2 protein-coding genes are annotated in these 2,274 nt (G+C 62.5%); both read right to left on the bottom strand.

All coding sequences use genetic code 11. The features are described from left to right. Positions 1-277: 277 nt before the first annotated feature. On the bottom strand, positions 278-526 hold the full coding sequence (locus EN984_RS31750; RefSeq protein WP_127272130.1) for a type II toxin-antitoxin system VapB family antitoxin: 249 nt from the start codon (positions 524-526) through the stop codon (positions 278-280). A gap of 67 nt (positions 527-593) precedes the next feature. Then, the gene (locus EN984_RS31745; RefSeq protein ID WP_127272181.1) at positions 594-1,907 is read right to left on the bottom strand and encodes an NAD(P)H-dependent oxidoreductase; all 1,314 of its coding nucleotides are present in this window, start codon (positions 1,905-1,907) and stop codon (positions 594-596) included. Positions 1,908-2,274: the final 367 nt, after the last annotated feature.

Here is a 2,274-nt window from a genome sequence, read left to right as displayed (position 1 = left end):
AAGCAAGGAGCGCAGCGACGCGGCGCAGACCCCAGGATCCATGCCGCGACTTCAAAGCGCTGCTGCGGTGCAGAATTCTGCTCCGCTGCATTCCTCGACCAAGATCACGGCATGGATCCTCGGGTCTCCGCGACGTCGCTTCGCTCCTGCTCCGCCCGTGGATGACGAAGTTGGGAAGGCTCCGGTCAATCCCGAATGTCTACGATGATCCATCGAAACGAACGACGAAATCCGAGCTGCCAGCAGGCCTTCCAACGTGACAACCCCTGTGCACCTGTCAGGCGTCATTCTGGCCGCCACCCCACATGGCATCGATCTCATTCTTGCTCACGACCCGGCCAGCCTTGCCCGCTTTGGACCTCAAATCACCGGCGATTGCAGCCAGCCGTTCCGCCAGAGGCATACGGGCGTTTTTCAGTTCACTTTCAAGCGCTTCGATAACCGCTCTGGTCATGGAAACCTTGCGCTTGGCGGCAAGCTGGCGAGCCAGTTCGCGGGCAAGCGGATTCCTGATTCGAAGGTTCATGTGACCGACCTTGGCGACATTTGCCCCACAATCTATCATTTGTCGTAGCAGCGCCAGCGTGGTCCTTTCAGGCCCCGTAGAGCATCTCGTCCTGCAGCCGGCGCAAGGCGAACAGCCTTGTCGTCTGGTCGGGCGACGCATTGTCTGACGTCAGCAATTCGCCTTTCCTGACCGGTTTCAGCACCTTGCCGCCCTCGAGCAGGCCGACCGGCACGGCGCGCTGGGCACGGGCTTCGCCGACGGTCATCGTCCAGGAGCGGTAACAGGTCTCGCCGATCGCATCGAAGGTCTCGCCGGCGGCGAGATCCCGCTTGGCGACCGCACAGACTTCGGCAACGGGTTGCGGCAGCGGCACCATGTCGGGCTTGCCGAAAAGCATGATGCGGGCGGCGGTCAGCGGCACCTCCAGTGAGGTCAGATGATAGGGCCTAAACAGGCTGTAGTAGGGGCCGTGGCCGATATGCAGGTCGTCCATGCGCTCGATGATGCGCGGATGCGTCGCCTCGACGATGACGAACACGCCAGGCGCGACGCCCTTGCCGACCGTGTAGTCGACGACGCCTTTCCTGAGCAACAGACCGCCATCCTCGCGCGGGATCAGCACCTTGGCGAGGTCATCGCGGTCGGCCTTGGGGCCGTGCATGCCGGGCACGTCGGGCACCAGCCCGGTGGCGTTGGCGATGGCACACATCTCGACCATGGTCTTGGAACCGTCGACGAACTCGACCAGCATGCGCGGGTTCATGTTGCGGCGGATGGCTTCGGCGCGATAGTCGTCCGGTACGGCATCGTGGTTGAGCGGGTTGTTCTTGCCCTTGCCGGCCGAGACGATGGTCAGCCCGAGCGCCGACGCGAATTCGATCAGTTCCATGCAGCTCGACGGCTCGTCGCCCGCACCCACCGAATAGACGACGCCAAGCCGGTCGGCCTGCTGCTTGAGGTAGCAGCCGATGGTGACGTCGGCCTCGACGTTCATCATCACCAGATGCTTGCCGTGCTCCATCGCCATGAGGTCGAAATCGGCGGCGACGCCCGGCTTGCCGGTGGCGTCGATGACGACGTCGATCAGCGGATTGGTGACCAGCATCTCGTTCGAAGTGACGGCGATCTTGCCGCTCTCGATAGCGCCGGTGACTTTCGACGCGGTGTCGGCTTCGACGGCCATGGCTTCGTCGCCATAGGCGATACGGATGGCATCGCGCGCGGTGTGCGGGCGGCGCGTCGAGACGGCGCAGATCGAAATGCCTGGCATCAGCATGCCTTGGGTGACCAGATCGGTGCCCATTTCGCCCGAACCGATGACACCGATGCGCACCGGGCGGCCCTCGGCGGCACGCCTGGCGAGATCGCGGGCAAGGCCGGTCAGGGCGACGTTGGTCATGCAGGAATGTCCACAGCTTCGTGATTTGAGGTCGGATAGCAGGGAACGGGTTCTATTTGCCAACGAAACCCGGTCGCGACCGGCAATTTCCCGCGAAATCGTCTCGGAAGGGACGACCGCCGAGGCTCGATTGGCCGAAGCGCAACCAATTGACATCGCAGCTGACAACCCCAATAAAACATTCGTTTGTCAACAAAGGCAAATGTTCACCGACGCGACAGTCGGAAAGCATTCGCCTCTGGGGCAAATTGGGGAGTGTCTTTGCGCCGGGGCGTCAAAGGCTGGATGGAGCATCATTGCGAGGCGTCGAGCGAAGGCTCGCGGCTCCAGGGGAGGAAAAATGGATACTGTTCTCGCGGGCCTAAAA

Source organism: Mesorhizobium sp. M7A.F.Ca.CA.004.12.1.1 (assembly GCF_003997835.1).
In the GTDB taxonomy this organism is placed as follows: Bacteria; Pseudomonadota; Alphaproteobacteria; order Rhizobiales; family Rhizobiaceae; genus Mesorhizobium.
The sequence above is the reverse complement of the archived record's forward strand: the minus strand, read 5'-3'. Positions and strand labels throughout refer to the sequence as shown.